Below are 23145 nucleotides of genomic sequence, written 5' to 3'. Positions count from 1 at the left end.
CTTCCATCATTAAGACAGCGTTATGCAAGGGTCCGCAATCGCTCGATTCCAGCGGCCAATGTTGCGGCGGCATAGGTCGCCGCAAGCCCCAGTCCCAGCATGGGCGACGACAGGAGCGCGCCCAGCCAGGCGAGCAGAAGATACGCCGGAGGACTGCCCCACCACATCCGCCGCGGCGCCGGCCCCAGCGCGCGCTCGCCTAGGCCCGCAAGCACGACACCGGCGATCGCCAGCATCTGCTCGCTGCCATCGACCGATAACTGAGTCGCATCATGGCCATAGGCCAACACCGCCAGCGCCGGCAGGATCGCGGCTGCCCGAGCCAGCCATGTCGCGCTGCCCGATTCGTCTCGCAGATCGGCGAGGATCCCACCGAGCGACAGGCCCAGCGTGCCTACCAAGGCCAACAGCAGCCCCGACACGTCATGCCCGAACGCGGTCAGGGTCGTGCCGAGCAGCCCCAACACGCCGCCGGCGGCTGCCACGGCGGCGACGGGCACCGTCCGCGGCACCAGCAACGGAATGACCGACCGGGCGAGCGGGGCAGTCACATAGCGTTCGAACCACCCACTGCGCGACGACACCATCGCCGCCATCGCGCGCCGGCTTCGCGCGTCGAGCGCCTGCGCGGAATGACCGACGCCATGGCTCGCGCGGACCGCCTCTTGCGGCAGCAGGATATGCGTCGCCCGGGCCTGCGACGCGAGGCGGACAAGGGTCGAAGGCACGTCATAGTCGCGGGGCATCGCCGCCAGCTCGGCGAGGCGACGCGGTTCCAGCCGGGCAACGCCTGCCCAGACCATGCCACCGCCCAGCCGCTCATAGCCCGGGCCCACCTGATCCTCCGGCACGACCAGCAGCGCATCGCCGCCCTCGCGCGCCAGTACGGCGAGCGTATCGCCGGTCGTGGTCAACCCATCCGCCAGCATCAGCACGCGGGCCAGCGGGTGCAAGGTCTCTGCCGCCTCGGCGGCGGTCCGCACCGTGTCGACCGCGATGCCACGTTTGCCTATCCGATTGATCGCGCCCAGCAATTCAGGCGTCAGCCGGGCAACGACGATGATGATCTGCGATGCGCCAGCGGCGATCAGCAGCCGCGCCTGATATTCGATCAGCGTCACGCCACCGAACGGCAGCGTCGCGGTCAGCATGTTGGGCCGATCGTCCGCGTCGTGCATGGCGAAGAGAAGGCCGGCGAGCATCTGGCGCTGTTAAGGGGTCATCTTCCCCCTGCCTAGGGCGGATTGCGGCTAAAGGCGCATCACCGATCGACGCAGCTTGCCGAGGATAGCCGTATCGCGCGCACCGTCGGCCGCCTGTGCCGCCAGGGCCATCAGCCGGACCGCCCCGAAGCTCGCCGCCAGCCCCTTCAATCGCGAGGCCGCGTCACGCCATTGGTCGCGGGTCGTCGCCGCGTCCATCGCCGCCAGCGCCCGTTCGGCGCTTTCGGTAAAGGCCAGCCGCAATTCGGCGATCAACCCGGGTTCGTCACCCACTGCGGCGGCCAGCGCCGCGTCGATCGCTCCGGGATCATACGCCATGAGAGGCCGCTTAGCCCACCACCACTTAATCAAGTGTTGCAGTTTCGCTTTATGACGGTGCCGAACATGGTTAAGCCCGGCGGACACGAACGGGGGTTCCATGATTATCGACATGCGGGCGGAAGCCGCAGCCACCGACGATGCCCTGGGCCGGTACGAGCTGGAACCGACCACGCCCGAATCGATGGGTGGCCACGGCGACTATCACGGCGGCGAACCGCTCGCCTGGACCGAGGCGGTCGAGGTCGAGCCGCGCCGCGCGACATGGCTGGCGCCGACGCTGGCGATCGCCGCCTCCGTCGCCTGGATCGGCGGCATGCTCTGGCTCGCCCGCGACCAGCTTCCGTTCCTGCTGCCTGTCCCCCTCGCCCAATATATCGCCGCGCTGGCGGTGATCCCCGCCCTCATCGGCATCGTCTATCTGCTCGCCATGCGGACCAGCCGGCGCGAGGCGACCCGATTCCGCAGCACCGCCCAGGCGATGCGGGCCGAGGCCGCCAGTCTGGAACGGACGGTCGCCGCCGTTTCCCGATCGCTCGACTCCAACCGCCGCCAACTCGCCGACCAGATCACCACGCTGATGGCGATGGGCGATGGCGCCAACGAACGGCTGGCTGCTGTCGGACGCGGCATGGCGTTGGAGATTGGGCAGGCCGATGCGCACGCCCGCGCGCTGTCCGAAGCCGTAGCCGAGGCGCAGACGCACCTCGGCGTCCTCCTTGCCTCGCTGCCGCGTGCGCAGGCCGAGGTGGCGGAGGCCGGCCGGCTGCTCGACGATACCGGTCTCGCCGCCGGCGAACATGCCGCGGCGTTGGAGGCCAAGCTCGCTGCGCTGGCTGATCGGGGCCGCGAGGCGGACCTCGTCGCAGGCGGCGCCGCACAGAAACTCGCCGCGCATATCGCGCGGATGGAGGCGACCAGCGAAACCGCGGGCGCGCGGCTCGAATCGGTCACGGGCGATATGTCCGACGCGGTCGACGCGCTGCTCGGCCGCACGGCCGATGCCGTGGACGAGGCCCGCAAGGGCATAGCCGCGCAGGGCGAGGCGATGCTGGCGATGCTGCGCGCCAACCAGGCTGCGCTCGACACCGCCGCGCGTCAGAGCGCAGACGCTCTGGGCGAACGGATCGCCGCCGTCGAAGACGTCATCGACCGCGTGACGCTGCGCCTGCACGACCAGCGCGGCGCCAGCGAATCGCTGCTCGCCGGGCTGGATGCCGGGATCGAGCGGGTCGAGACGCGGCTGGATACATTGCACGCACAGGGCGTCGACCGGTCGCAGCTGCTCGCCGCGTCGATCAGCGCGCTGGGTGGCTCGGCGGATGCGATGACCGAAGCGTTGCGCACTGGCGAAGCGATGGCGACGCGAACCATCGGCACCACCGAATCGCTGCTCATCGCGCTCGACGCCGCGGCGCGCGAGATCGACGAGACGCTGCCCGAAGCGCTCGCCCGGCTCGACACGCGCATCGCCTCCAGCAAGCAGGTCGTCGTCGCCGCCAAGCCGGAGCTGCTCGCACTCGTGACGGCCGCGGAAAGCACGCACGATGCGATCGAGGCGATCGCAGGCGTCATCGCGGAACAGACGACGACGCTCGATCGCCTGTCGGGCACCCTGCTCCAGACGCTCAACGACGGTCGTGCCAAGGCCGACGCGCTCGGCATGATGGTCGACGAAACGATCGATCGCACGCATCGCTTCGCCGAAGAGGCAGCCCCACGGCTCGTCGACGCGCTGCTCCGCGTCCGCGACACCGCATCCGTCGCGGCGGACAAGGCGCGCGAGACGCTGGCGAGCGTCATTCCCGATGCGGCCAGCCAGATGGAGGAAGCGAGCGCCGAGGCGATGCGCCGCGCCACCGGCGACACGGTCGAACGGCAGGTGCGGGCAATTGCTGATGCGACGGGGCATGCCGTCGATGCCGCCACCCGCGCGACCGAACGGCTATCCGCGCAGGTCCAGCAGATCCTCGATCAGACGGCGCTGGTCGAGACGCGGCTGGAGGATGCCCGCACCGAGCGCGAAGAGGCGGAGCGCGACACATTCGCCCGCCGCGCCTCGCTGCTGATCGAATCGCTCAATTCGGCAGCGATCGACATCACGAAGGCATTTGCGCCCGAAGTGTCCGACAGCGCCTGGGCCGCCTATCTGAAGGGCGATCGCGGGGTCTTCACCCGCCGTGCGGTGCGCGTGCTGGAACCGGGTGACGCCCGCGATATCGCACGGCTGTACGACGACGACGCCCGGTTCCGGGAGTCGGTCAATCGCTACATCCACGATTTCGAGGGGATGCTCCGGACGATCCTTGCACAGCGGGACGGCTCGCCGCTCAGCGTGACCTTGCTGTCGTCGGACATGGGCAAACTGTACGTCGCACTCGCGCAGGCGATCGAACGGCTGCGCTAGGGCGTCAGTTCGGGTGTTGCTCGCGGACCTTCGGGTCGCGTAGCAGATCGTCGATCGCGGCGGCGATGCGCGCTGCGACCAGCGGCCGCCCTTCTTCATCCATCAGGTGGAGCGCGCGTTCGAGCAAATCGAGCGCTTGGCCGTGCCTGTCGTACACCGATCGGGCCTTTCGTCAGTCACCACCCTCTGTGGCGGCGGCAAAAGCCTATCAGGCAACGACTTGCGCGAACCTGACACGAACATGACAATCAAGTCAGGCCGATCGCGCCTAGCTGCGGTTGTAGACGGCCTCGCGATCGAACAGGTCGAGCATCTGCGGCGTGACCCAGCCGAATTCGTAATTGGCAATGAACAGGCCGAACAGGATCGTCGCCACGATGGTTACGCGGACCGCGAGACGGCCGAGGCGAAATTCGTGCGGCGCACTTTCCGCCTGACCCGCGACGTGCTCACCCCCCACTTCATGGGTCGTGCGCACGCCCCAGGGCAATACGAGGAACACCGAGAACGCCCAGAACAGGACGTAGATCGCAAGCATCGACGTCCAGCGCATGGGATCAGGCCTCGATGATCAGCACATCGACGATCGGCTTCTTGCCCGTCCAGCGGGTCGCGATGCGCCGCACCGCGAGCCGGACGTCCTCGCGGCGTCGATCGAGTTCGCGCCGCTGGCCCTTCAACGCTTCGGCAGCGGCCTCGGCGGCATCTTCGATAAAGGCCGCGCGATCCTCTTCGACCGGCACGCCCTGAACGCGCACCTGCGGCCGGCCGAGCAGCCGCCCATCCTTGCCGATCGCGACCGCAACCGAAATCTGGCCATTGATCGCCAGCTTGCGACGTTCGTTGATCGTCGATCCGTCCGCGGGCAGGATCACGTCACCGTCGAGCACCAGGCGACCGACACCGGCATTGCCGATCTTCTCGGGCTTGCCGGGCAGCAGCCGAATGACGTCGCCATCGCTCTGCACGATCGACTGCGGCACGCCCTCGCTCAGCGCGAAGCGGGCATGCTCCATCATGTGACGCATCTCGCCATGGACCGGCACCAACGTCTGCGGACGGATCCACTTGTACATCTGCGCCAGTTCAGGTCGTCCGGGATGGCCCGAGACGTGGACGTGTGCCTGCCGCTCGGTGATCATCACCACGCCCTTGGACGCGAGCGTATTCTGGATCTTGCCGATCGCAACCTCGTTGCCCGGAATCTGCTTCGATGAGAAGATCACCGTGTCGCCGAGGTCGAGCTTGATCGTGTGCGAGCCATCGGCGACCCGTGCCAGCGCTGCGCGCGGCTCGCCCTGGCCGCCCGTAGCGACGATCAGCACCTTGTTCTTCGGCAGCCGCATCGCGGTGTCGGGATCGACCGTTTCGGGGAAATCGGTCAGATAGCCCGTCGCCTGCGCGACCTTCAGGATCCGGTCGAGCGAGCGGCCGGTGACGCACAGCTTGCGCCCGGTCTCGCGCGCCACCTGCCCCAACGTATGGAGGCGTGCCGCATTGGACGCGAAGGTGGTGACAAGCACCCGCCCCTTCGCGCGCGCGATCTGCTCCGCCAGGCCGCGACGCACCGATGCTTCGGAGCCGGATGCTTCTGCGTTGAAGACGTTGGTCGAATCGCAGACCAGCACGTCGACGCCGGCGTCCCCGATCTGGGTCAGTCGTTCCGGGCTGGTCGGCTTGCCGATCACCGGCGTGGGATCAAGCTTCCAATCGCCGGTGTGGAACACGCGGCCCGCCTTGGTTTCGATCACCAGCGCATTGGGTTCGGGGATCGAGTGCGACAGCTCGATGAAGCTGACGCCGAAGGGGCCGATCTGTGCGCCCGCGACGCCGCTCTTGCCCGGCTGGATCACGCGCAGCTTGACGCGATGGGCGTTGCCCTCTTCCTCCAGCTTGCCGCGGATCAAACCGGCCGTGAACGGCGTCGCATACAGCGGCACGCCCAGGTCTTCGGCGAGATAGGGCAGCGCGCCGATGTGGTCTTCATGCCCGTGCGTCAGGACGATACCGACGAGATCGTTCAGGCGATCCTCGATGAAGGACAGGTCGGGCAGGACGATATCGATGCCGGGATATGCGGCATCGGCGAAGGTCACGCCCAGATCGACCATCAGCCACTTGCCGGCGTGGCCATAGAGATTGACGTTCATGCCGATCTCACCCGAGCCACCCAGGGCGCAGAAGAGAAGTTCGTTGGTTTTGGGAGTCATTGATGTCTTTCGTGAATTGCGTAGCGCCCGCAGGCCGGTGAATGGCGCGAGCGCGTCTCAGCCGATATGGGCGTTTTGGTACATGATCGCCAGCCCCTGGATGGTCAGGTCCGGTTCGATGACGTCGAAGACGTCGGTATGTTGTTCGAACAACGTCGCCAGGCCGCCGGTCGCGATCACTTTTGCGGGTCGGCCGATCTCCGCCTTCATGCGCGCGACCAGCCCCTCGATCATCGCGATATACCCGAAATACACCCCGATCGTCATCTGATCGACGGTGTTGCGGCCGATGACGCTGCCGTTCGCCGGCGCTTCAATCGCGATGCGCGGCAGTTTGGCCGCGGCGCTGACCAGCGCATCCAACGACAGGTTGATACCGGGTGCGATGATGCCGCCCTTATAGGCGCCGCTATAGTCGCTGACGTCGAAGGTCGTCGCGGTCCCGAAATCGATGACGATCAGGTCACCTGGGTGCAGCGCATGTGCCGCGATGGTGTTGACCGCGCGGTCTGCGCCCAGGTTCTGCGGCTCGTCGACATCCAGCGCGATCCCCCATTCCACCGGCGCGCGACCGGCGATCAGCGCCTCCGACCCGAAATACTTGCTGCTGAGCACCTGCAAATTGTGGAGGGCGCGGGGTACGACGGTCGCGATGATGACGGCGTCGATCTGCGACCGGTCATAGCCTTCCAGCGCAAGCAGCTGGCTTAGCCATACGGCATATTCGTCCGCGGTCCGCCGCGGATCGGTCGCGATGCGCCAGCGCGCCTTGATCGTGCGGGCACCGGCCTCGCTCATGTCCACCAGCGCAAACACGACATTGGTGTTGCCGGCATCGACGGCGAGCAGCATCCTCACTCCTTCACAGCAGAAAAACGTCGCCGGCATGAATGACATGCCGGGCACCCGACGCCAAGCGCAGGATCAGCGCGCCGTCGGCGTCCAAGCCGTCGAACAGGCCGTCGACCGCGCTTCCATCGGGCAGACGGGCGGTGAGCGGCGTGCCGAGCGGATGCGCAGCCGCGAGCCATGCCGAGCGAATGGCTGCGATCCCCTCGCCACGCCAGCGCGCCAGCCATCGCGCGAACGCTTCGGAGAGCACCTCGGCAAAGGTCGGCGGATCGACACTGACGCCTTGCGCCGCAAGGCTCGTCGTCGGGCGATCGGAGAGGTCGGGGTGATGCGCCAGATTGACGCCGATGCCGACGACCACCGCATCGCCGCTCCGCTCCAGCAGAATGCCTGACAGCTTCGCACCAGCGATGACGACGTCGTTCGGCCATTTGAGCCAAGCCGTTCCGGATGGCGTCAGAAAAACGCCCAAGGCATCGTGGAGAGCAACGGCAGCCGTCAGCGCCAGCGTCGCGGGCGGCGGATCGCTGGCCCGGAGACGAACCAGCGTCGATCCCGAGAAATTACCCGGCGGCGCGCTCCATGTCCGTCCCAGCCGGCCGCGCCCCGCCGTCTGCCGCTCGGCACGGAGCCACAGCCCCTCCTCCGCGCCCTGCGTGGCGAGGAGGAGCATATCGGCGTTTGTGGATCCCGTTTCCGAGATGAAGCGGATGGTCAAACGCCGGGGAACAATGCGCGAGCTGCGGCCATCGTCCAGCCACCGAGCAGCGGGATGGCGAGATAGCCGAGCGGCGACACGAAGGCGGCCGTCAGCACGATCAGGCCGCCCTCGACGGGGCTGTTACCCTTCACGAACGCCGGTGCCGGTTCGTCGAAGTACATCGTCTTGACGACGCGCAGGTAATAATAGGCGCCGATCGTCGACGCCGCGATACCGATCACCGCGAGCGGGAACAGCCCGGCCTTCACCGCCGCGTCGAACACCGCGAACTTGGCGTAGAAGCCGAACAGCGGCGGAATGCCGGCGAGGCTGAACATGAAGATCGCAAGCGCCGCGGCAAGACCCGGACGGGTCCGCGACATCCCCGACAGCGAGGCGATGCTCTCGACCGGCTGGCCCGCCTCGTCACGCATCTGCAGGACGATGAGGAACGAGCCCAGCGTCATGGCGATGTAGATCGTCATGTAGGTCAGCACGCCCGCCACGCCCTCCGGCGTACCCGCCGCAAGGCCGACCAGCGCGAACCCGACGTTGTTGATCGACGAATAGGCGAGCAGGCGCTTGATGTTGCTCTGACCGATCGCGGCGACCGCGCCGAGAATGATCGAGGCAAGCGCGGCAAAGATGACGATCTGGCGCCACTGGTCCGTCGCCGGACCCATCGCCTCGACCGCAACGCGGACGGCAAGGCCCATCGCCGCGACCTTTGGCGCCGAGGCGAAAAACGCGGTCACCGGCGTCGGCGCGCCCTCGTACACGTCTGGCGTCCACATGTGGAACGGGACAGCCGAAATCTTGAAGGCGATACCGGCAAAGACGAACACCAGCCCGAACAGCAGGCCCAGCGACTTCGTGCCAGCATAAGCCGCGGCGATCCCGCCGAACAGCGTCGTACCCGAGAAGCCGTACACCAGGCTGATGCCGTAGAGCAGGATGCCGCTCGCCAGCGCACCGAGGATGAAATATTTGAGGCCCGCTTCCGCCGAACGCGTGTCGCGGCGCATAAAGCTCGCCAGCACATAGGCCGACAGGCTCTGCAGTTCGAGGCCGACGTACAGCGTCAGCAGGTCGCTCGCCGACACCATCATGCCCATGCCGGCCGCAGAGAGCAGGATCAGCACCGGATATTCGGGACGCAGGTCGTCGCCGCTGGTGCGCTGGAAGAAGTCCGGAGCCATCAGGATACCGACGGCGGCGGCGACGAAGATCAGCACCTTGGCGAACGCGGCAAACGCGTCGGCGCGGTACAGCCCGCCGAACGCGCTGCCGCCCGAACCCGCAGGCCCCATCAACGCGACACACGCGCCGGCCAGGATCGCAACCGCAGCCCAGGACACCGCGCGGGTCGACGCAGGTCCACCCCAGGCGGCGACCAGCATCAGGACGATGGCGCCGACGCCGAGGATCACCTCAGGCAGCGTCATGGCGAGATTGGCGGCGTAATCCATCAGTGCGTGGTTCCGTGGGCAGCGGCGGCGTGCGCCGCGGCAGGAGTGGTCGCGGCGGGCTTGCCGGCGGTCGGCTTGGAATCGGACGGCGGCGCTGCCCGATCGACGCGGGTCAGCAGAACCGCGACGTCCTTGCGCATCGGCGCCATGAAGCTTTCCGGATAGACACCCATCCACAGCGCGACCGCGGCGATCGGAGCCAGCAGCCAAAGCTCGCGATGCGACAGGTCTTCCATCGCGCGAACCTCGTCCGACTTGATCTCGCCGAAGGCGATGCGCCGGTAGAGATAGAGCATGTACGCCGCGCCGAGGATGATGCTGGTCGTGCAGAGCAGCGCGATCCAGGTCGACACCTGATACGTGCCCATCAGCGACAGGAATTCGGCGACGAAGCCGCTCGTCCCCGGCAGACCGATCGACGCCATGGTAAAGAACAGGAAGAACAGGGCGTAGCGCGGCATGTTGATCGCCAGACCGCCGTAGCGGCTGATCTCACGCGTGTGCAGGCGATCGTAGATGACGCCAACGCACAGGAACAGCGCACCCGACACCAGGCCGTGGCTGAGCATCATGATCATCGCGCCTTCGATGCCCTGCCGGTTGAAGGCGAACAGGCCGATCGTCACGATCGCCATGTGCGCGACCGACGAATAGGCGATCAGCTTCTTCATGTCGGACTGCACCAGCGCGACGAGGCTGGTGTAGATCACCGCCACCGCGGACAGGCCGAAGATCAGCCAGGTGAGCTGGCCCGACGCCTCGGGGAACATCGGCAGGCTGAAGCGCAGGAAGCCGTAACCGCCGAGCTTCAGCAGCACGCCCGCCAGGATCACCGACCCCGCGGTCGGCGCCTGCACGTGCGCGTCGGGCAGCCAGGTGTGGACCGGCCACATCGGCATCTTCACCGCGAACGAGGCGAAGAACGCGAGCCACAGCCACGTCTGCACATGCGCCGGGAAGTCGAAGGTCTGCAGCGCCGGGATGCTGGACGTGCCCGCGGTCTGCACCATGTACAGCATCGCGATCAGCATCAGCAGCGAGCCGAGCAGCGTATAGAGGAAGAACTTATACGACGCGTAAATGCGGTTCACGCCGCCCCAGATGCCGATGATCAGATACATCGGGATCAGGCCGGCTTCGAAGAACAGGTAGAACAGGAACAAATCCTGCGCCGCGAACGTGCCGATCATCAGCGTTTCGGTGAGCAGGAACGCGGCCATATATTCCGGCACGCGGTTCGTCACCGACCGCCAGCTCGCCCCGATGCAGATCGGCATCAGGAAGACACTGAGCATGATCAGCATCAGCGCGAAGCCGTCGATGCCGAGGTCCCAGGCGAAGAAGCCGAGGCGCGGGCCGTGCTCGACGAACTGCCACTGCGCTCCGCCGATGTCGAAGTTCGCCCACAACAGGATGCCCAGCGCAAAGTCGGCGAAAGTCGCGCCCAGTGCGACCATCCGCGCGGTCGCGGCCGGGACGAACAGGCAGGCGATCGCCGCGAGCGCGGGGATCAACAGCATGATCGTCAGGATGGGGAAGCCGCTCATTGTGCGATCGCCCAGGTGACGACGGCGGTCAGACCGATCAGCATGACGAAAGCATAGGTATAGACATATCCGTTCTGGAGCCGGCCGGCGATGCGGCTGGACCGCTCGACGATCCACGCCGAGCCGTTCGGCCCGAAGCGATCGATCGTCTTTTCGTCACCGCGATGCCACAGGAAGCGGCCGATCGCGAAGGCGGGGCGGACGAAGAGCAGGTTATACAGCTCGTCGAAATAATATTTGTGGGTGAGGAAGCGGTACAGGACGCGGAACTGCTCCGCCACCGCGGCGGGGAAGGTCGGCGCCTTGATATAGGCGTACCATGCGGTGAACAGCCCGGTCAGCATCGCCACCGTCGCCGACAGCTTCACCCAGGTCGGCACCTCGTGCATCGCGTGCATTAGATGCTCGCGGAAAGCGATGTCGCCCTTCCAGAAGCTTTCCCCCGCACTCGGCTCGATGAAATAGCCGTGGAAGACGAAGCCGGCTGCGATCGCGCCGATCGACAAGACGATCAGCGGGATCAGCATGGGCAGCGGGCTTTCGTGCGGATGATAGCCGCCCGTCCCCGCCGGCAGATCGTGCTGCGCCGGCCCGTGTGTCGAGGGATGGTCGCCCGCATCCTCGGCCTGCGCCGGGTTGTCGTGCGCCCCATGACCATGATCGTCGGCATGATGCGCGTCGTGCGCATGGGCGTCATGACCGTGAGCGTGATCGTCATGGCCGTGGCCATGCGCATCGTGGAGCGCATGCTGAATATGCTCCGATGCGGCCCAACGCGGCTTGCCCCAGAAGGTCAGGAACATCAGGCGCCACGAATAGAAGCTGGTGATTAGCGCGACGAGCACACCGACGAACCAAACACCCGGCTCACCGGCGGCCCAACTCGCTTCGATGATCGCATCCTTCGAATGGAAGCCTGCGAAACCGATGCCGAGCGGGTTGCCGAACACCGCGGGCAGGCCGACGCCGGTGATCGCCAGCGTGCCCATCATCATACCCCAGAAGGTCAGCGGGATGCTTTTCCGCAGGCCGCCGTAATAGCGCATGTCCTGCTCATGGTGCATGGCATGGATCACCGAGCCGGCCCCCAGGAACAGCAGCGCCTTGAAGAAGGCGTGCGTGAACAGGTGGAACATCGCCGCACCATAGGCGCCGACGCCAGCGGCGAAGAACATGTAGCCGAGCTGCGAACAGGTCGAATAGGCGATGACGCGCTTGATGTCGGTCTGCACCATGCCGACGGTCGCGGCGAACAGGCAGGTCGCGGCACCGATGAAGGTGACGAAGTGCAGCGCGGTCGGCGACATTTCGAACATCGGCGACAGGCGGCACACCATGAAGACGCCCGCGGTGACCATCGTCGCGGCGTGGATCAGCGCCGACACCGGGGTCGGGCCCTCCATCGCATCCGGCAACCAGGTGTGCAGGCCGAGCTGCGCCGACTTGCCCATCGCGCCGACGAACAGCAGCAGACAGAGCACGGTCATCGTATCGGCGCGGAACCATAGGAAGCCGATCGTCGAGCCCGCCATGTTCGGCGCGGCGGCCAGGATCGCCGGGATCGAGACGGTGCCGAACACCATGAAGGTGCCGAAGATGCCGAGCATGAAGCCCAGATCGCCGACGCGGTTGACGACGAACGCCTTGATCGCAGCCGCATTGGCCGACGGCTTGCGGAACCAGAAACCGATCAGGAGGTACGAGGCGAGGCCCACGCCCTCCCAACCGAAGAACATCTGGACCAGTGTGTCCGCGGTCACCAGCATCAGCATCGCGAAGGTGAACAGCGACAGATAGGCGAAGAAGCGCGGCTGGTCCGGATCCTCGCTCATATAGCCCCAGCTATAGAGATGGACGAGCGCCGACACGCTGGTGATGACCACCAGCATGATCGCGGTCAGCTGGTCGACGCGCAGCGACCAATCGACCGCCATGTCGCCGCTGACGATCCAGGTCAGCACCGGCACGACCTGCGCCGTGCTGGTGCCCGCGAGGAAGCCGAGGAAGATCGGCCACGACAGCAGGCACGATACAAACAGCGCGCCGGTCGTGATGACCTTCGCCGGCACGAAGCCGATCGCCTTGTTACCCAGCCCCGCGACCGCGGCCGCGAGCAGCGGCAGGAATACGATGAATAAGATGGCGTGCACCGAAATCAGCCCTTCATCCGGTTGACGTCATCGACCGCGATCGTGCCGCGGCCACGGAAATAGATCACCAGGATCGCCAGCCCGATCGCCGCCTCACCCGCCGCGACGGTCAGCACGAACATCGCGAAGATCTGGCCAACCAGATCGTGCAGGAAGGCCGAGAAGGCGACGAGATTGATGTTCACGGCGAGCAGGATCAGCTCGATCGCCATCAGGATGACGATCAGATTCTTGCGGTTCATGAAGATGCCGAGCACCCCCATGGTGAACAGGATCGCCGCGACGACCAGATAATGCGTCAGACCAATCACAGCTGGACCCCCTGGCCGACCGTCGGCTGCGTGTTGCGCGTCGCATCCTGAGGACGGCGCGCGTTCTGGCGGGCGATATTCTGCCCGCGCACGCCGCCACGCTGGCGATGCGTCAGCACGATCGCACCGATCATCGCGACCAGCAGGACGAAGCCCGCCGCCTCGAACACGAACAGATAGCGCGTGTAGAGCAGCTGCCCCATCGCCTGGATGTTCGGCACGGTGCCGTCGATCGGCGCGATGCGCTGGCTGATCTTCAGGCCGCCGGCGCTCCACGCGCCGATGCCGATCAGGATCTCGGCGGCGAGCGCTACCGCCAGCGCCAGGCCCAGCGCCGCATAGCGCGCGAACCCGGCGCGCAGCTGCGCGACCTCGATATCCAGCATCATGACGACGAACAGGAACAGCACCGCGACCGCGCCGACATAGACGATGACGAGCAGCATCGCGATGAATTCGGCGCCGACGAGCACCATCAGCCCCGCCGCGTTGAAGAAGGCGAGGATCAGCCACATGACCGAATGCACCGGGTTGCGCGACGAGATCGTCATCGCACCCGACCCGATCACGACGATCGCGAAGAGATAAAAGGCTATGGCCTGGATCACGAGTTGGTCGGCCCCCTCAGCCCGGAATCAAGTGCGGCGCGCATTAACGGTACGGCGCATCGGCGGCAAGGTTTGCCGCGATCGCCCGCTCCCAGCGGTCGCCGTTGTCGAGGAGCTTGGCCTTGTCGTAGATCAGCTCTTCGCGCGTTTCGGTCGAAAATTCGTAATTCGGCCCCTCGACGATCGCATCGACCGGGCACGCTTCCTGGCACAGGCCGCAATAGATGCATTTGGTCATGTCGATGTCGTAGCGCGTCGTGCGGCGGCTGCCGTCATCGCGCGGTTCGGCCTCGATCGTGATCGCCTGCGCCGGGCATACCGCCTCGCACAGCTTGCACGCGATGCAGCGTTCCTCGCCATTGGGATAGCGACGCAGCGCATGCTCGCCGCGGAAGCGCGGGGAGATCGGGTTGCGCTCGTACGGATAGTTGATCGTCGCCTTGGGCTTGAAGAAATACTTCAGCGTGAGGGCGTGCGCCTTCACGAACTCCCAGAGCGTGAACGATTTGACGAGTTGACCTACGGTCACGATCCGAACCCCATAACCCGGTCGATGGCGACGACCGTCAATCCGATAATCACGCCGCCAAGAGCACGGCGCCACAGGTTGCTGGTGAGAATGGCGCTCACAGCGGCACCCGCATCCACATCAGCACGCCCGACACCAGGAACACCCAGAGCAGCGACAGCGGCAGGAACACCTTCCACCCCAGACGCATCAGCTGGTCGTAGCGGTAGCGCGGGACGGTCGCCTTCACCCAGCTGAAGATGAAGAAGAAGATCAGCATCTTGATGAAGAGGTTGATGATCCCCGGCACCCAGGTGAACGGCGCGAAGTTGAAGAACGGCAGCCAGCCGCCCCAGAACAGCGTCGCGTTGAGCGCACACATCAGGAGCACGTTGGCATATTCGCCGAGCCAGAAGAGCGCGAAGCTCATCGAGCTGTATTCGGTCTGATAGCCGGCGACGAGCTCGCTCTCCGCCTCGGTCAGGTCGAACGGCGCGCGCTGCGTTTCCGCCATCGACGAGATCAGGAACACCACCGACATCGGGAAGAGCAGCGGGTTGAGCACGAAGCCGTTGATCGGCAGCCCGTACAGATTCTGCTGCGCCAGCACGATCGCCGACAAATTGAAGCTGCCCGCCCACAGCACGACGGTGACGAGGACGAAGCCGATCGCGACTTCGTAGCTCACCATCTGCGCGGCGGCACGGAGCGCCGAATAGAAGGGATATTTGGAGTTCGACGCCCAGCCCGACAGGATGATGCCGTAGACGCCGAGCGACGAGGCCGCGAGCACGTAGAGCAGGCCGACGTTGATGTCGGAGAGCACGACGCCTGCGCCGAACGGCACCACCGCCCAGACGATCAACGCCACCGTGAAGGTGATGATCGGCGCCAGCAGGAACAGCGTGCGATTGGCCGCGGCCGGCACGATCGTTTCCTGCAGGAAGACCTTCAGGCCGTCGGCGAACGACTGCAGCAGGCCGAGCGGGCCGACGACGTTCGGACCGCGACGCAGCGCCATCGCCGCCCAGATCTTGCGATCGGCGTAAATGATCATCGCGACCGCGAGCATCAGCGGCAGCGCGATGACCAGGATGCCGATGATGGTCGAGACGAACCACGCCCAGCCATAGGGCAGCCCGACCGTGGTGTTGAAGAAATCGGTCACTCCGCCGCCTCCGCGAACGTCTCGCCATGGACCAGTTCGGCCGAGCAGCGCTGCATCGTCGGGGACGCGCGGCAGATGGCGTTGGTCAGATAAAAGTCCTTGATCGGATAGCCGGAAAGGCTCCCCTGCCCCGCGCCATCCAGCGCCGGCGGGTTCCATGCGTAGCCGGCCAGCTGACCGACATGGCGCAGCGCCGGCACCTCGGTCGCCATCGCTTCGCGCAAGCCGGCGAGCGTGTCGAACGGCAGTGTGTGGCCGAGCACTTCCGACAAGGCGCGGAAGATCGTCCAGTCTTCACGCGCATCGCCCGGTGCGAACACCGCGCGCTCGCCACGCTGGACACGGCCTTCGGTGTTGACCCAGGTGCCCGACTTTTCGGCATAGGTCGCACCCGGCAGGATCACATCGGCATGATGCGCGCCCTGATCGCCGTGATGGCCCACATAGACCTTGAAGCCGCCGAACGCAGTGAAATCGACCTCGTCCGCGCCCAGGAAGAAGGTGACGCCCGCCTCGCGCAAATCGGCGATGCCGCCCTTCTGCGCATAGCCGAGCATCAACCCGCCCATGCGGCTCGCCGCCATGTGAACGACGTTGAAGCCGTTCCAGCCGTCACGCACCAGGTTGAACTGCTTGGCGAAGGCCAACGCAGCGCCATGGCCACCCTTCAGCGCACCACCACCGACGATCACCATCGGCGCCTTGGCGTCGGTGAAGATCTTGGCCGCAGCCTCCGGCAGATTGCCGAGCAGCGACAGATCGGCGCCGAGCCATTCGACCTTATAGGTCAGCTCCGTCTCCGGCCCGATCGCGAAAACTTTCGCGCCCTTTTTGATCGCCTTGCGGATGCGCGTGTTGATCAGCGGCGCTTCCCAGCGCAAATTGGTGCCGACCAGCAGGATCGCGTCCGCCTGTTCGACGCCCGCGATCGTGGTGTTGAAGTTCACCGCGGCGAGGCTGGACGTATCATAGTCCATGCCGGTCTGGCGGCCTTCGAGCTTGGTCGAGCCGAGCGTCGCGAGCAGCGCCTTGGCGGCATACATCGTCTCGCAATCGACAAGATCGCCAGCGACCGCGGCGACGTTCGATCCGGCTGCGGCGACGCGATCCTTGATCACGCCGAATGCCTCGTCCCAGCTGACCGCAACGAGCTTGCCGTCACGGCGCACGTACGGGCGATCGAGGCGACGGCGTACCAGGCCATCGACGTGGTGGCGCGTCTTGTCGTGCGCCCATTCCTCGTTGACGTCTTCGTTGATGCGCGGGACGCAGCGCAGCACCTGACGGCCGCGGCTGTCGAGGCGGATGTTGGTGCCGACCGCGTCCTGGACGTCGATCGTCAGCGTCTTCTTGAGCTCCCACGGCCGCGCTTCATAGGCGTAGGGCTTCGACGTCAGCGCCCCGACCGGGCACAGATCGACGACGTTGCCGCTCAGCTCGCTGGTCACCGCCTGTTCGAGGTAGCTGGTGATCTGCATGTCCTCGCCGCGATAGATCGCGCCGATTTCCTCCACGCCCGCAACCTCTTCCGCGAAGCGGACGCAGCGGGTGCATTGGATGCAGCGGGTCATGATCGTCTTGACGATCGGACCCATATACTTCTCGGTCACCGCACGCTTGTTCTCGGTGTAGCGGCTGTGGCCCTTGCCGTAGGCGACGGACTGGTCCTGCAGGTCGCACTCGCCGCCCTGATCGCAGATCGGGCAGTCGAGCGGATGGTTGATCAGCAGGAACTCCATCACGCCTTCGCGCGCGTTCTTCACCATCGGCGTGGTGGTGAACACTTCCTGATTGTCCGCTGCGGGCAGCGCACACGACGCCTGTGGCTTGGGCGGCCCTGGCTTCACCTCGACGAGGCACATGCGGCAATTGCCGGCGATCGACAGCCGTTCGTGATAACAGAAGCGCGGGATTTCCTTGCCCGCCGCCTCGCACGCCTGGAGCACGGTGGCTCCCTGCGGCACCTCGACCTCGATCCCGTCTACTTTAAGCTTCGGCATCAGTTTCGCTCAAACCTACTAGTCACTGACGGATTGTGGGCCGCACGTAGCGGTTCCACAGACCATCAGCCATAAAACCACGGACGCTGGCTGCATTTAGCGCTACGGTCTGCCCCGCCGTTAAGCAGGACCCCAGTGCGGGGGCAAGAGCCCGCGCGGCCGTCTTCTCCGCTTCGGTGTTCGGCACCGTCCGCAACACGGCGTCTGCATGGTCAGGATCCTTGAAAACCACACAGTCCGAAAATTCTGCCAACGCATGCGCCACCGGCAGCTCGTCACCGGTCGAGACGAAAACGCGATCGACCGCTTCCTTCATGTCCGAAGGCCGAGGCGGAACGGAAGCAAAAGCCGACAGATAAGCTTCTTCCATCAGCATCACCCGCAGCACCTTCGGCGTAAAGCGATAGCCGAGCATCGATTGATCGGACTTCACCTCGCGGCCAAGGCACGTTTCCATCGATAGAACGCCCGACAGATCAGTTATGCCCGCCCCTTTAAGATCGACGGTGGCCGGGTCGCTGTGGGTAAGAATTTTATTGACCGCACCCTTGGACCCGGCGCGGTAGATGCAGCGCGCGAAGCCTTTGCGGACATACCCCGCATCCTCCGCATCGACCGCACGCGGCTTGACCGGGATCATGGATCCAGTCTGCATCTGCGGCTTCAATTGCGCGCCAGCGCCGGCGGGTACCAGCGCAAGGGCAGCGCCCATTGCGCTGGCGATCCGACCGACGACGGGCATTATTCGGCAGCTTCCTGCATCGGGGCGAGATCGCCGCCGTTGCGCGAGTTGATGCGACGTTCCAGTTCCGGGCGGAAGTGGCGGATGAGGCCCTGGATCGGCCAGGCGGCGGCATCGCCGAGCGCGCAGATCGTGTGGCCTTCCACCTGCTTGGTCACCTGCTGCAGCGTGTCGATCTCGGCGATGTCGGCGTCGCCGGTACGCAGGCGTTCCATCACGCGCCACATCCAGCCGGTGCCTTCGCGGCACGGCGTACATTGGCCGCAGCTCTCATGCTTGTAGAAGTAGCTGATCCGGCTGATCGCGCGGACGATATCGGTCGACTTGTCCATGACGATGACCGCCGCGGTGCCGAGACCAGAGCCGACCGCCTTCAGGCCGTCGAAGTCCATCGGCGCATCGATGATGTCCTTGGCCGGCACCAGCGGCACCGACGAGCCGCCGGGGATGACGGCGAGCAAGTTATCCCAGCCACCGCGGATACCGCCGCAATGCGTTTCGATCAGCTCGCGGAAGGTCAGGCCCATCGCGTCTTCGACGACGCAGGGCTTGTTCACATGGCCGCTGATCTGGAAAAGCTTGGTGCCCTTGTTGTTCTCACGACCGAAGCTGGAGAACCATTCGGCGCCGCGCCGCAGGATCGTCGGGCCGACCGCGATCGATTCGACGTTGTTGACCGTCGTCGGGCAGCCGTAAAGGCCCGCACCCGCCGGAAACGGCGGCTTGAGGCGCGGCTGCCCCTTCTTGCCTTCGAGGCTTTCGAGCATCGCGGTTTCTTCGCCGCAGATGTACGCACCGGCGCCACGATGGACGAACACGTCGAAGTCGTAGCCTGAGCCACAGGCGTTCTTGCCGATCAGCCCGGCGTCATACGCCTCGGCGACGGCCGCAAACAGCGTCTCGGCCTCGCGGATATATTCGCCGCGGATGTAGATGTAGGCGGCGCACGCGCGCATCGCGAAGCCGGCGATCAGCGCGCCCTCGATCAGCTTGTGCGGATCGTGACGGATGATCTCGCGGTCCTTGCACGAACCGGGTTCGGATTCGTCGGCGTTGATGACGAGGAAGTTCGGCCGATCGGGCTTCGGCTCCTTCGGCATGAACGACCATTTGGTGCCCGTGGGGAAGCCCGCGCCGCCACGGCCGCGAAGACCCGACGCCTTGATGACGTCGATGATCGCGTCCTGGCCGAGCGCCATCAGCGCCTTGGTATTGTCCCAGTCGCCACGCTTCAGCGCCGCCGCCAAGTTCCAGGGCTGGAACCCGTAGACGTTGGTGAAGATGCGATCCTTGTCGGCAAGCATCAGGCCCACTCGCTCCGGTAATCGTGGTTCTCTTGCGTCATCGCGGTCAGCGTCGTCGGGCCGCCTTCGGGGCAGCTCGTCTGGCGGCCGATGGTCGAGCCGGTCTTCGGCTGTTCACCCTTGGCCAGCGCCTCCAGCACCGCGATCGTGCGGTCGTAGTCGAGATCCTCGTAATTGTCGTCGTTGATCTGGACCATCGGCGCGTTGGCGCAGGTGCCGAGGCACTCGACCTCGGTCAGCGTGAACAGGCCGTCGGGCGTCGTCTTGCCCTTGATCAGCCCCTTGTTCTTGCACGCCGCCAACACGTCGTCCGACCCGCGCAGCATGCACGGCGTCGTGCCGCAGACCTGCACGTGATAACGGCCGACCGGCGCGAGGTTGAACATCGTGTAGAAGGTCGCGACCTCGAACACGCGCATGTACGGCACGCCGATCTGGCGCGCCACGAACTCGATCACCGGAACCGGCAGCCAGCCTTGCGTCTGCGTTTCCGCACCGACCTGACGTTGCGCCAAGTCGAGAAACGGGATCGACGCGGACTGTTCGCGGCCTGCGGGATAGCGCGCGAGGATCTCGTTCGCCTTCTTCTGGTTCTCTTCGGTCCACGCGAAACCGCCCCAGCGTGCGCGGGTTTCGGCTTCGTCGGGGATCTGGGCTGCTTCAGCCATCAGCGGATGAACTCCACGCGCGACACCTTGTCGCCTTCAAACGAATAGACGGACATGACCTCGAACGTCTCGCCACCGGGCGCACGCTCGACCGCCTCATGCAGGACGACCGTCTCCCCCAGCTCGAACGTCGCGAGAATGTCCGCACGATTTTGCGGATATTGCGCGAACATCGCCTTCAGGCCCGAACGCACGCCTTCCCGACCCTCGCGCAGCACGGCGCCGCGATAGCCCGCCTCGCAGGAATCGTCGGTCATGAACGCGACATAGGCGTCGGCGTCCTGCGCATTGTAGCGCGCGATCATGGAGTGCGCGATGCCGGGCCGGTCGATGCTCACCGGTCGCACTCGCCGAACACGATGTCCATCGCGCCCAGGATCGCGGTCGTATCCGCCAGCATGTGGCCCTTCGACATGAAGTCCATGGCCTGCAGGTGGCTGAACGCGGTCGGACGGATCTTGCAGCGATAGGGCTTGTTCGATCCGTCAGCGACGAGGAACACGCCGAATTCGCCCTTCGGGCTTTCGGTCGCGACATACACTTCGCCGGCCGGGACGTGATAGCCCTCGGTGTAGAGCTTGAAGTGATGGATCAACGCTTCCATCGAGCTCTTCATCTCGGCGCGCTTGGGCGGCACAACCTTGCGGTCGGTCGACGCGATCGGCCCTTCCGGCATCTCGGCGAGGCACTGTTTCATGATCCGCGCGGACTGGCGGACCTCTTCAACGCGCACCATGAAGCGGTCGTAGCAATCGCCGCGCGTGCCGACCGGAATGTCGAAGTCCATGCGCGCATAGGCGTCATAGGGCTGCGACTTGCGCAGGTCCCACGGAATGCCCGCAGCGCGGATCATCGGGCCGGAGAAGCCCCAGGCGATCGCATCTTCGCGGCTGACCGTCGCGATATCGACGTTGCGCTGCTTGAAGATGCGGTTGTCGGCGACCAGCGAAATCGCGTCCTCGAACAGGCGCGGCAGGCGCGTGTCGAGCCAGTCGGCGATATCGGTCAGCAGCTTGAGCGGCACGTCCTGATGGACGCCGCCCGGACGCATGTAATTGTGGTGCATGCGCGCGCCCGAGGCACGCTCGAAGAAGTTGAGGCAGTCTTCACGGATCTCGAAAAGCCACAGGTTCGGAGTCATCGCCCCGACGTCCATGACGTGGCTGCCGAGGTTGAGCATGTGGTTCGAGATGCGGGTCAGTTCGGCGAAGAAGACGCGCAGATACTGGGCGCGCAACGGCACCTCGATATCGAGCAGCTTCTCGACCGCGAGCACGAAGCTGTGCTCCATGCACATCGGCGAACAGTAATCAAGCCGGTCGAAATACGGCAACGCCTGCGCGTAGGTCTTGTATTCGATCAGCTTTTCGGTGCCACGATGCAGCAGGCCGACGTGCGGATCGACACGCTCGATGATCTCGCCGTCGAGCTCCATGACGAGGCGCAACACGCCGTGCGCCGCGGGATGCTGCGGGCCGAAATTGATCGTGTAGTTCTGAATCGTCACGTCGCCGGTCGTCGGATCGGCGGCATCGGTGACGTGCATCAGTTCGTCGACATAGTCGCTCACTGGTTCTGTCCTTGGCCCTTGGTCGGGATCACGTCGGACGCGGCCGGCTTGTCGCCGCCCTTGTTGCCCGCATGCGGTTCGCCCGCGCCCGTCTGCGATGGCGCCTCCGTGGTCTTCGGCTCGTTCGTGACGGGCGCCGCCTTCGGCTGCGTCGGCGCATCCGCCTTGACGATCGTATCCGCCTTCAGCGGCGTCGGCGCGCCCTTGGCTTCGGGGACCATGCCCTTCTCGTCGCCCGGCAGCACATATTGCGCGCCTTCCCACGGGCTTTGGAAGTCGAAGTTGCGGAAGTCCTGCGCCAGCTGAACCGGCTGATAGACGACGCGCTTCGCCTCTTCCGAATAGCGCATCTCGACGAACCCGGAGAGCGGGAAGTCCTTGCGCTGCGGATGGCCGCGGAAGCCATAGTCGGTCAGGATACGGCGCAGGTCGGCGTTACCGGCGAACAGCACGCCGTACATGTCGTACACCTCGCGCTCCAGCCAGCCGGCGACCGGCCAGATGCCCGTGACCGACGGAACCGGCTTGTCCTCGTCGGTGGCGACATGGACGTGCAGGCGGTGGTTCCGGGTCAGCGACAGGAGGCAATAGACGACCTCGAACCGCTCCGCGCGATCCGGATAGTCGACGCCGGCGATTTCCATCAGCTGCTGGTATTCGAGACCGGGCGTATCGCGCAGCTTGGTCAGCGCGTCGGCGATCGCCTCACGCTCGACGTAGAGCGCAACCTCGCCGACCTGGTCGACCGCGTCGATCAGCGCCGCGCCGAGCGTCGCGCGGACCGCTTCGATCGTTTCGCCGTTGAGGTTCGCCGCGAAAGCGGGAGCGGGCGCCCTCACCGTTCGATGCTCCCGCTGCGGCGGATCTTCCGCTGCAACTGCATGATGCCGTAGAGCAGCGCTTCCGCCGTCGGCGGGCAGCCGGGGACATAGATGTCCACGGGCACCACGCGATCGCAACCGCGCACGACGCTGTAGCTGTAATGGTAATAGCCGCCACCGTTGGCGCAGCTGCCCATCGAGATGACGTACTTCGGCTCCGACATCTGGTCGTAGACCTTGCGAAGCGCCGGCGCCATCTTGTTGCACAGCGTGCCCGCGACGATCATCACGTCCGACTGACGCGGGCTGGCGCGCGGCGCTGCGCCGAAGCGTTCGAGGTCGTAGCGCGGCATGTTGACGTGAATCATTTCGACCGCGCAGCAGGCGAGGCCAAACGTCATCCACCACAGCGAGCCGGTACGCGCCCACTGGAACAGCTCCTCGGTCGAGGTGACAAGGAAGCCCTTGTCGGTCAGCTCGCCGTTCAGGCTGTCGAAAAAGCCCTGGTCGGGCTGCACCAGAGCGGTGCCGGCAGCCGAGCGATCGAGTTCAACGGGTCCGGACATGGG

The 23145-nt window shown here is 65.6% G+C and carries 23 protein-coding genes; 1 reads left to right on the top strand and 22 read right to left on the bottom strand.

The features are described from left to right. Positions 1 to 20 precede the first annotated feature (20 nt). Positions 21 to 1202, bottom strand: a complete 1182-nt coding sequence (locus ACP7A3_RS13645; protein ID WP_426255959.1) for a hypothetical protein — start codon at positions 1200 to 1202, stop codon at positions 21 to 23. A gap of 48 nt (positions 1203 to 1250) precedes the next feature. Continuing rightward, positions 1251 to 1541 (bottom strand): Hpt domain-containing protein, encoded by a 291-nt coding sequence (locus tag ACP7A3_RS13640; RefSeq protein WP_017979162.1) that lies wholly within the window; start codon positions 1539 to 1541, stop codon positions 1251 to 1253. A gap of 100 nt (positions 1542 to 1641) precedes the next feature. Between ACP7A3_RS13640 and ACP7A3_RS13635 the strand changes: the two genes are divergently transcribed. Beyond that, complete coding sequence (locus ACP7A3_RS13635; RefSeq protein WP_426255958.1) at positions 1642 to 3948, top strand: hypothetical protein; 2307 nt, start codon at positions 1642 to 1644, stop codon at positions 3946 to 3948. A gap of 4 nt (positions 3949 to 3952) precedes the next feature. Here ACP7A3_RS13635 and ACP7A3_RS13630 read toward each other — a convergent pair whose 3' ends face one another. The 20 genes from ACP7A3_RS13630 to ACP7A3_RS13535 all read right to left on the bottom strand — a co-directional run bounded on the left by ACP7A3_RS13630 (position 3953) and on the right by ACP7A3_RS13535 (position 23142). Then, positions 3953 to 4105: a hypothetical protein gene (locus tag ACP7A3_RS13630; RefSeq protein ID WP_017979164.1), complete on the bottom strand. Its 153-nt coding sequence runs from the start codon at positions 4103 to 4105 to the stop codon at positions 3953 to 3955. A gap of 111 nt (positions 4106 to 4216) precedes the next feature. Next, positions 4217 to 4501, bottom strand: a complete 285-nt coding sequence (locus tag ACP7A3_RS13625; protein WP_017979165.1) for a DUF1467 family protein — start codon at positions 4499 to 4501, stop codon at positions 4217 to 4219. A 4-nt stretch (positions 4502 to 4505) separates the two neighbouring features. Next, entirely contained in the window at positions 4506 to 6158 is a 1653-nt protein-coding gene (locus ACP7A3_RS13620) for a ribonuclease J (RefSeq protein WP_063685296.1), read from the bottom strand. A 57-nt stretch (positions 6159 to 6215) separates the two neighbouring features. Then, positions 6216 to 7010: a type III pantothenate kinase gene (locus ACP7A3_RS13615; protein WP_426255957.1), complete on the bottom strand. Its 795-nt coding sequence runs from the start codon at positions 7008 to 7010 to the stop codon at positions 6216 to 6218. A gap of 10 nt (positions 7011 to 7020) precedes the next feature. Then, entirely contained in the window at positions 7021 to 7728 is a 708-nt protein-coding gene (locus ACP7A3_RS13610; protein ID WP_426255956.1) for a biotin--[acetyl-CoA-carboxylase] ligase, read from the bottom strand. Continuing rightward, positions 7725 to 9179 carry an NADH-quinone oxidoreductase subunit NuoN gene (nuoN, locus tag ACP7A3_RS13605; protein WP_426255955.1) on the bottom strand — a complete coding sequence of 485 codons (1455 nt, stop codon included), beginning with the start codon at positions 9177 to 9179 and terminating at the stop codon, positions 7725 to 7727. The genes ACP7A3_RS13610 and nuoN overlap by 4 nt, the downstream gene beginning before the upstream one ends. Continuing rightward, positions 9179 to 10726 carry an NADH-quinone oxidoreductase subunit M gene (locus tag ACP7A3_RS13600; RefSeq protein WP_426255954.1) on the bottom strand — a complete coding sequence of 516 codons (1548 nt, stop codon included), beginning with the start codon at positions 10724 to 10726 and terminating at the stop codon, positions 9179 to 9181. The genes nuoN and ACP7A3_RS13600 overlap by 1 nt, the downstream gene beginning before the upstream one ends. Further along, positions 10723 to 12876 (bottom strand): NADH-quinone oxidoreductase subunit L, encoded by a 2154-nt coding sequence (gene nuoL, locus ACP7A3_RS13595; protein ID WP_426255953.1) that lies wholly within the window; start codon positions 12874 to 12876, stop codon positions 10723 to 10725. Before nuoL ends, ACP7A3_RS13600 begins: the two co-directional genes overlap by 4 nt. Before the next feature lie 5 nt (positions 12877 to 12881). Then, on the bottom strand, positions 12882 to 13187 hold the full coding sequence (gene nuoK / locus ACP7A3_RS13590; RefSeq protein WP_017979172.1) for an NADH-quinone oxidoreductase subunit NuoK: 306 nt from the start codon (positions 13185 to 13187) through the stop codon (positions 12882 to 12884). Continuing rightward, positions 13184 to 13795, bottom strand: a complete 612-nt coding sequence (locus ACP7A3_RS13585; protein WP_017979173.1) for an NADH-quinone oxidoreductase subunit J — start codon at positions 13793 to 13795, stop codon at positions 13184 to 13186. The genes nuoK and ACP7A3_RS13585 overlap by 4 nt, the downstream gene beginning before the upstream one ends. Positions 13796 to 13838: 43 nt before the next feature. Beyond that, complete coding sequence (gene nuoI / locus ACP7A3_RS13580) at positions 13839 to 14327, bottom strand: NADH-quinone oxidoreductase subunit NuoI (protein WP_172436196.1); 489 nt, start codon at positions 14325 to 14327, stop codon at positions 13839 to 13841. 94 nt (positions 14328 to 14421) lie between these two features. Then, positions 14422 to 15471, bottom strand: coding sequence for an NADH-quinone oxidoreductase subunit NuoH (nuoH, locus tag ACP7A3_RS13575; protein ID WP_017979176.1), 1050 nt, complete (start codon positions 15469 to 15471; stop codon positions 14422 to 14424). Beyond that, positions 15468 to 17471 carry an NADH-quinone oxidoreductase subunit NuoG gene (gene nuoG, locus ACP7A3_RS13570; protein ID WP_426255952.1) on the bottom strand — a complete coding sequence of 668 codons (2004 nt, stop codon included), beginning with the start codon at positions 17469 to 17471 and terminating at the stop codon, positions 15468 to 15470. The genes nuoH and nuoG overlap by 4 nt, the downstream gene beginning before the upstream one ends. A 22-nt stretch (positions 17472 to 17493) precedes the next feature. Next, positions 17494 to 18213, bottom strand: a complete 720-nt coding sequence (locus ACP7A3_RS13565) for a hypothetical protein (protein WP_426255951.1) — start codon at positions 18211 to 18213, stop codon at positions 17494 to 17496. After that, the gene (nuoF, locus tag ACP7A3_RS13560; RefSeq protein WP_426255950.1) at positions 18213 to 19517 is read right to left on the bottom strand and encodes an NADH-quinone oxidoreductase subunit NuoF; all 1305 of its coding nucleotides are present in this window, start codon (positions 19515 to 19517) and stop codon (positions 18213 to 18215) included. The genes ACP7A3_RS13565 and nuoF overlap by 1 nt, the downstream gene beginning before the upstream one ends. Beyond that, on the bottom strand, positions 19517 to 20185 hold the full coding sequence (locus ACP7A3_RS13555) for a complex I 24 kDa subunit family protein (protein WP_043059727.1): 669 nt from the start codon (positions 20183 to 20185) through the stop codon (positions 19517 to 19519). Before ACP7A3_RS13555 ends, nuoF begins: the two co-directional genes overlap by 1 nt. Continuing rightward, positions 20185 to 20523 carry a nuclear transport factor 2 family protein gene (locus ACP7A3_RS13550; RefSeq protein WP_426255949.1) on the bottom strand — a complete coding sequence of 113 codons (339 nt, stop codon included), beginning with the start codon at positions 20521 to 20523 and terminating at the stop codon, positions 20185 to 20187. The genes ACP7A3_RS13555 and ACP7A3_RS13550 overlap by 1 nt, the downstream gene beginning before the upstream one ends. After that, positions 20520 to 21731, bottom strand: coding sequence for an NADH-quinone oxidoreductase subunit D (locus tag ACP7A3_RS13545; RefSeq protein ID WP_172436197.1), 1212 nt, complete (start codon positions 21729 to 21731; stop codon positions 20520 to 20522). Before ACP7A3_RS13545 ends, ACP7A3_RS13550 begins: the two co-directional genes overlap by 4 nt. A gap of 20 nt (positions 21732 to 21751) precedes the next feature. Further along, positions 21752 to 22594, bottom strand: coding sequence for an NADH-quinone oxidoreductase subunit C (locus ACP7A3_RS13540; RefSeq protein WP_063685314.1), 843 nt, complete (start codon positions 22592 to 22594; stop codon positions 21752 to 21754). After that, positions 22591 to 23142: a NuoB/complex I 20 kDa subunit family protein gene (locus ACP7A3_RS13535; protein WP_017979183.1), complete on the bottom strand. Its 552-nt coding sequence runs from the start codon at positions 23140 to 23142 to the stop codon at positions 22591 to 22593. The genes ACP7A3_RS13540 and ACP7A3_RS13535 overlap by 4 nt, the downstream gene beginning before the upstream one ends. Between the last annotated feature and the right edge of the window lie 3 nt (positions 23143 to 23145).

Origin of the sequence: Sphingomonas sp. DC5200-1 (assembly GCF_049897245.1) — a bacterium.
GTDB classification, from domain to species: Bacteria; Pseudomonadota; Alphaproteobacteria; order Sphingomonadales; family Sphingomonadaceae; genus Sphingomonas; species Sphingomonas aquatilis.
This window is presented reverse-complemented; position numbering and strand designations above follow the sequence as displayed.